The 7,086-nt window shown below is 72.2% G+C and carries 5 protein-coding genes; 4 read left to right on the top strand and 1 reads right to left on the bottom strand.

Translation table 11 applies throughout. From position 1 onward, the window contains the following. Window positions 1–294: 294 nt before the first annotated feature. The gene (locus tag NCC78_RS25020) at window positions 295–1,101 is read right to left on the bottom strand and encodes an SDR family oxidoreductase (protein WP_250797444.1); all 807 of its coding nucleotides are present in this window, start codon (window positions 1,099–1,101) and stop codon (window positions 295–297) included. Window positions 1,102–1,274: 173 nt separating this feature from the next. On the opposite strand from NCC78_RS25020, the gene NCC78_RS25015 reads away from it, so the two are divergent. From NCC78_RS25015 to NCC78_RS25000, 4 genes are all read left to right on the top strand, one after another. Then, window positions 1,275–4,091, top strand: coding sequence for a beta propeller repeat protein (locus NCC78_RS25015; RefSeq protein WP_250797442.1), 2,817 nt, complete (start codon window positions 1,275–1,277; stop codon window positions 4,089–4,091). A 27-nt stretch (window positions 4,092–4,118) separates the two neighbouring features. Beyond that, window positions 4,119–4,973: a carbohydrate ABC transporter permease gene (locus NCC78_RS25010; RefSeq protein ID WP_250797441.1), complete on the top strand. Its 855-nt coding sequence runs from the start codon at window positions 4,119–4,121 to the stop codon at window positions 4,971–4,973. Window positions 4,974–4,975: 2 nt separating this feature from the next. Continuing rightward, on the top strand, window positions 4,976–6,298 hold the full coding sequence (locus tag NCC78_RS25005; RefSeq protein ID WP_250797440.1) for an ABC transporter substrate-binding protein: 1,323 nt from the start codon (window positions 4,976–4,978) through the stop codon (window positions 6,296–6,298). Next, window positions 6,295–7,086: ABC transporter ATP-binding protein (locus NCC78_RS25000; RefSeq protein ID WP_250797439.1), on the top strand; the 792-nt coding region annotated here is incomplete at its 3' end. The genes NCC78_RS25005 and NCC78_RS25000, both read left to right, overlap by 4 nt.

Raw genomic sequence — 7,086 nt, 5'->3', positions numbered from 1 at the left:
AGCGCGGTGGCCCGCGGCGCGCCGGTGAACTCCGGCTCGACGCTGAGCAGCAGCACCGACGTGGTCGGGGCGGCGGCGTGGGCGGCGGCTGGCGGGGTCGCGGCGGTCAGTGCGCCGGTGGCGAGGACGGCCGCCGTGGCGAGGGCGGCGACCTGCTGGGCGAAGGGCATGGTGTGTCCTTCCGTCGGGGCCCCGGGTGGGGGCCGGTCGTCGGCCCGGCCGTCGTGCGACCGGGCCGTCGACCACCCTAAGTGGACACTGTGAACCCGATTGGTCACCAACTGTTACGTCGGCTCAGAGCGAGCGCCAGTCGTCGGAGGTCAGCGCGTTCGCCTGCGGGCCCATCATCAGCATGCCGCCGTCCACCGGCCAGGACGCCCCGGTGACGTACGCGGCGGCGGGGGAGGCGAGCAGCGCGACCACCGCTGCGACCTCGCGGGCGTCCCCCGGCCGCCCGACCGGTACGCCGGGCCGCTCCTGCGTGAACGGGTCGACGTCCTCCTGGCCGGTCATCGGGGTGGCGATCTCCCCCGGGGCGACCGCGTTGACGGTGATCCCGTCGGCGGCCAGCTCCTGCGCCATCACCCGGGTCAGCAACCCGAGCCCGCCCTTCGCCGCGCAGTACGCCGCCGAGCCGACCCGCGGCGCGTGCTCGTGGACGCTGGTGATGTTGACGATGCGGCCGCCGAGGCCCGCGGCGCGCATCCGCCGGGCGGCCCGCTGCCCGCAGAGGAACGGCCCGTCCAGGTCCACCGAGAGCACCTCGCGCCACTGGTCCCAGCCGGTGTCGACGAACGGCGTGGACGCTCCGGTGCCGGCGTTGTTGACCAGCACCCCGATCCCGCCGAGCCGGTCGGCCAGCTCGTCGACCACCGCGGCGGCCTCCGGCAGCCGGGTCAGGTCCAGCTCGGCCACCTCGCAGCGCCGGCCGGTGGCGCGGACCTCCGTCGCGGTCTTCTCGGCGCCCGTCGTGTCGGCGTGCCAGGTGATGCCGATGTCGAAGCCGGCCTCGGCGAGCGCGACCGCGCAGGCCTTGCCGATGCCGGAATCGGCTCCCGTGACAATGGCGATCCTCGGATAGTTCTCGTAGCGCGCTGGCATGGTGCCGCACTACCCGTTCCCTGCGATTGCAACCATCTGTGAAATGCAAATCGACGCAGGGGATTGTCTGCCACCCGGTCCCTCTGACATTCTCCTGCGTGGACGCTGCCAGCGACGGCTCGCCAATCCGGCACCGCGCTGCGGTGACGCCTTCTCGTGCCGGAGGGACCCTCGTGAAGCGCAGACGTCGCCATCTACTCGTAGGACTGGCGGTCGGTGCCGTGGTGGCATCGACCGGTTTTGTCGGAATCCATTTCGCCGGCGCCGAGGTGCCGACCCCGGTCGCCGTCGGCGACGGGGAGATGCCGGGCGCGCTCGGCGCCCACACCGAGAAGTTGCTGCGGGCCGTGCCGGGCAACGACGGCATGTCGCCGGACGGGCCGGGCAACGCCGCGCAGCAGGAGTTCCTGGAGCGTGCCTTCCCGGCCAACGCGATCACGGTCGCCCAGATGGACCGGTCGAAGGCGGCCTACTCCGCCGCCGAGCGGCGGGCCGGCAGCACCGAGCGGCGCACCGGCGTCCGTACGTGGACCAACGTCGGCCCGAGCGAGGCCCTCTACCCGTTCACCGAGTACCGCAACGCCTTCAACTACGTGCCCAACGAGTACGTCGCGGGCGGCCGGGTCACCTCCGTGGACATCGCCCCGGACTGCAACCAGCTGCTCTGCCGGGCCTACGCCACCCCGGCCGGCGGCGGCGTCTGGGGCACCCTGAACGTCCTCGCCGCCGAGCCCAAGTGGTTCTACCTGGGCGGGCCGCTCGGCATCAACGCCGCCGGCTCGGTCAAGATCGACCGCAACGACAAGACCGGCCTGACCATGTACGTCGGCACCGGCGAGGCGAACACCTGCGGCTCCGGCTGCGTCGCCGGCGTCGGCCTGTACAAGTCCACCAACGGCGGTCTGACCTGGAAGGGCCCGCTGGGCAAGGCCGCCCTGGCCGGCAAGGGCATCGGCGAGATCACCATCAAGCCGGGTGACCCGAAGACGCTCTACGTCGCCACCACCACCGCGCTGCGCGGCATGTCCAGCTCCTGCTGCACCGGCGTCACCCGCCCGGTGCCCGACGCGGCGAAGTGGGGCCTCTACAAGTCCACCGACGGCGGTGCGACCTGGAAGTTCATCCACAACGGCTCGGCCGACCCGGCCCATTGCACCGGCAGCGCCGCCGAGTACGGCAACACCGCCGCCTGCTCCCCGCGCGGGGTGCGCTACGTCAAGCTCGACCCGAGGAACTCCGACATCGTCTACGCCTCCTCGTACGCCCGGGGCGTGTGGCGCTCGGCCGACGCGGGCGCGACTTGGACGCAGATCAAGCCGTCGCTCAACCCGGCCGTGTTCCAGACCCGCGCCGCGATCGACGTCACCGCGCTGCCCAACGGCAAGACCCGGATGTACGTCCACGAGGGCAACATCGGCAACCCGTACTCGCGGCTGTTCCGCAGCGACGACGTGGCCGCCGGCGCCCCGGCGTTCGCCGACCTGACCAGCAGCAACCCGGCCGACCCGGGCTACGCCACCTTCAACCAGTGCACCGGCCAGTGCTGGTACGACCTCTTCGTGCACACCCCGGCCGGGCACCCGGACATCGTCTACTCCGGTGGCTCCTACGTCTACGGCGAGACGGTCGCCCACAAGCGGGCGGTCGTCCTCTCCACCGACGCTGGCGTCAGCGGCACCGACATGACCTACGACGGCACCGACGAGCTGCACCCCAACGGGCTGCACCCCGACCAGCACGCCCTGATCACCAACCCGCGCAACCCGTACCAGTTCTTCGAGGCCAACGACGGCGGCCTGATGCGCTCCAGCGGTCAGTTCGTCGACCGCTCGTCCTGGTGTGACAACCCGGACCGCAACTTCGCCGGGGCCGCCGGGCCGGCCCAGAAGGCCCGCTGCAAGCAGATGCTCTCGAAGATCCCCTCCAAGCTGGAGGGCATCAACAAGGGCATGACCACGTTGCAGTTCATCAGCCTCTCGGCCAGCCCGCACGACCACACCCAGCTTCAGGGCGGCACCCAGGACAACGGCACCTGGGAGAACAAGGGCCAGCGCAACCGCTGGACCAACACGATGATCGGTGACGGCGGTGCCTCCGGGTTCGACGTCGGCAAGCCCGAGTTCCGGTTCCACACCTTCTACGACGCCACCCCCGAGGTGAACTTCAACAACGGCGACATCGGCAGCTGGATCTCGATCTACGACGGGATCTTCGGCCAGCTCGGCACGCTGTTCTACGCCCCGGTGATCAGCGACCCGAAGGTCAGCGGCACCATGTTCGCCGGCACCGCCCGCTCGGTGTACCGCACCAAGACCTTCGGGCTGGGCGACCGGAGCCTGGAGGAGGCCAACCGGATCTGCAACAGCTGGACCGGCACCTTCGAGGCCCGGTGCGGTGACTGGCAGCAGTTGGGCGGCACCGCGCTGACCGACGCCGCCTTCGGCGACCGGGCCGGCGGCGCCGTCTCGGTGGTCCAGCGGGTCGACTCCGACTCGTCCACCGCGTACGCGGCCACCAGCACCGGCCGGGTGTTCGTCAGCCGCAACGTGGACGCCGAGCCGGCCTCGGCGGTCACCTGGACCCGGATCGACACCGCCACCACCCCGAACCGCTTCGTCACCAGCATCCACGTCGACCCGGCCGACCCGGCCCGGGCGTGGGTCTCCTACAGCGGGTTCAACTCGAACACCCCGGCGACCACCGGGCACGCGTTCGAGGTGAAGCTGGGCGACGGCGGCGCGACCTGGGCCGACCGGTCGTACGACTTCGGCGACCAGCCGATCACCGACCTGGTCCGCGACGACGTCACCGGTGACCTCTACGCGGCCACCGACTTCGGCGTCCTGCGGCTGGCCAAGGGGAGCACGACCTGGGCGAAGGCAGCCCTCGGCATGCCGAACGTCGAGGTTGCCGGGCTCACCGTCGTACCGGGCAAGCGGGTGCTCTACGCCGCCTCGCACGGCCTGGGCGCCTGGCAGCTCACCCTCTAGAGGTAGACGATCATCGGCAACAACCTGGTGAGGGGCCGCGCGAGCGGCCCCTCACCGCTGCCCGAGGCGGCCGGCCGGGCCTGGCGTACCCTCGGCGCGGCCTTCGTCGTCCTGGTCTTCGTCCCCCCGCTGCTGCTGCTGGTCTCCGGCTCGTTCACCGAGCCGGGGCTGCCGCCGTCGCCGACCCCGCAGCTGGTGCCCGAGCCGGTGTCGACCACCGGCTACGAGCAGGCCGTGGAGCTGGGCGGGCTGCTGCGGGCCTCGCTCAACTCGGTCGTGGTCGCGGTCGTCGCGGTGCCGCTGAGCGTGCTGGTCGCCGCGCTGGCCGGCTTCGCACTGGCCCGGCTCGCGCCGCGCACCACCGCCGTGGTCGTCGCGGCGTCGCTGGTCGCCCTGATGGTCCCGGCCACCGCGCTGCTGGTGCCCCGCTTCGCGATCTTCCGGATGCTCGGCCTGACCGATACCCTGGTGCCGTTGATCGCCCCGGCGTTGCTGGGCACCTCGCCGCTGTACGTCCTGGTCTACTACCTGGCCTTCCGGGCGCTGCCGGCGGACCTCTACGACGCCTGCCTGGTGGAGGACCTCTCGCCGATGCGCACCTGGTGGCGGGTCGCCCTCCCGCTGGTCCGCCCGGTGACCGCCGCGCTCACCGCGCTCACCTTCGTGCTCACCTGGTCGAACTTCCTTGACCCGCTGGTCTACGTCTACGACCGTGACCTGTTCACCCTGCCGCTGGCGTTGCGCTCGCTGTCGGTGCTGGACCCGACGAACTTCCCGGTCTTCCTGGCCGGGGCGGTCATCGCCACGGTGCCGGCGCTGGTCGTGTTCGTGCTCGCCCAGCGGCGCTTCCTCCACCACGACGACCCGACGGGACGGAACTGACGATGAGACCCAAGGCGCTGCTCGCTCTGCTGCTCTCCGCCGTGCTGTTCGTCACGGGCTGCGGCTCCGGCTCCGGCTCGTCGTCCGACGGGCCGGTGCGGCTGCTGGTCTTCGGTGCCCCCGAGGAGTTGGCCGCCTACCGCACCCTGGTCGAGGCGTACGAGAAGGCGCGTCCCGGCACCGACGTGCAGCTGGTCGAGGCCAGCGACCGTAAGGACCTGCTGGCCCGGCTGGCGACCTCGGTGGCCGGCGGCGCCCCGCCGGACCTGTTCCTGATGAACTACCGCTTCTACGGCCAGTTCGCGGCCAAGAACGTCATCGAGCCGCTCGACGACCGGATCGCCGCTTCGCAGGCCGTCGACCCGGCCGACTACTACCCGGTGGCGATGGACGCCTTCAAGTGGGGCGGCAAGCAGCTCTGCCTGCCGCAGAACGTCTCCAGCCTGGCGGTCTACTACAACCGCACCCTGTTCCAGAAGTACGGCGTGCCCGAGCCGAAGGCCGGCTGGACCTGGAACGACCTGGTCGGCACCGCCACCGCGATGACCCGCGACGCCCGCGGCGCGGCGATCCGGGCCACCGAGAGCGAGGGCGCCGCCCAGCGCCCGGCCGTGCACGGCCTCGGCGTCGAACCGTCGATCATCCGGCTCGCCCCGTTCGTCTGGTCCAGCGGCGGCCAGCTCGTCGACGACCCCGACAGGCCCACCCGGCTGACCCTGGACACGCCGGCCGGCCGGGAGGCGCTGAAGAACCTCGTCGACCTGCGGCAGGCGTACGGGGTGGTGCCGACCGACGAGGAGGTGGAGGCCGAGGACGACGAGTCGCGGTTCGCCAACGGCCGGCTCGCCATGCTGATGAGCTCCCGCCGGGCCACCACCACGTTCCGCTCGATCACCGGCTTCGAGTGGGACGTCGCCCCGCTGCCGATCTACAAGGAGCAGGTCGGGGTGCTGCACTCCGACGCGTACTGCATGACCCGGGGCGCGAAGAACAAGGAGGCGGCCTGGAAGTTCCTGGAGTTCGCCATCGCGGAGGAGGGCCAGCGGATCATCGCGGCCACCGGCCGGACGGTCCCGTCGCACATCGCGGTGTCGCAGTCCCCGGCCTTCCTCGGCCCGGCGCAGCCGCCGCGCAGCGCGAAGGTCTTCCTCGACGCCATCCCCACCGTCCGGGCGCTGCCCACCGTCTCCACCTGGCCGGAGATCGAGGACGCCACCTCCGGCATCCTGGAGAACGCCCTGTACCGCGGCGACCGCCTCGACGACGTGATCCGCGAGCTCGACCAGCAGACCCGGCCGCTCTTCGCCCGCGGCGAGCACGGGTGAGCGACCCCGGTCTCAGCCTCGACGGCGTCTCGGCCGCCTACCGGGGGTCGGTGGTGCTGCACGAGGTCGACCTGACCGTCGCCCGGGGCGAGCTGCTGGTGGTGCTCGGCCCGTCCGGCGCCGGCAAGTCGACGGTGCTGCGGGTGGTGGCCGGCCTGGAACCGGTCACCGCCGGCCGGGTCCGCATCGCCGGCCGGGACGTCACCAGCGACCGCCCGGGCCGGCGCAACGTGTCGATGGTGTTCCAGTCGTACGCGCTCTTCCCGCACCTGAGCGTCGCCGAGAACATCGCCTTCGGCCTGGAGGTGCGGGACACCCCCCGCCGCGTCGCCCGGGAACGGGCCCGCGCGGCGGCCGAGTCCGTCGGGTGCGTCGCCCTGCTCGACCGGCGACCCGGGCAGCTCTCCGGCGGCGAACGGCAGCGGGTGGCGCTGGCCCGGGCGCTGGTCCGCGAGCCGGACGTGTTCCTCCTCGACGAGCCGCTGTCCAACCTGGACCTGGCACTGCGCACCGAGATGCGCGCCGAGCTGCGGGCCCTGCACGACCGGCTGGGCGCCACCATGGTCCACGTCACCCACGACCAGACCGAGGCGCTGGTTCTCGCCGACCGGATCGCGGTGCTGCGCGACGGGCGGATCGAGCAGGTCGGCACCCCCGACGAAATCTGGCGCACCCCGGCCAGCACGTTCGTGGCCCGCTTCGTCGGCTCCCCGGCGATGAACCTGCTTCCCCTGGCCGGGCCGGTGCGCCCGGCCGGCGAGGCCCCGCCGGGGGCGGCGGACGAGGAC

It is taken from the genome of Micromonospora phytophila, from assembly GCF_023656545.1.
Taxonomy (GTDB): domain Bacteria; phylum Actinomycetota; class Actinomycetes; order Mycobacteriales; family Micromonosporaceae; genus Micromonospora; species Micromonospora phytophila.
The sequence above is the reverse complement of the archived record's forward strand: the minus strand, read 5'-3'. Positions and strand labels throughout refer to the sequence as shown.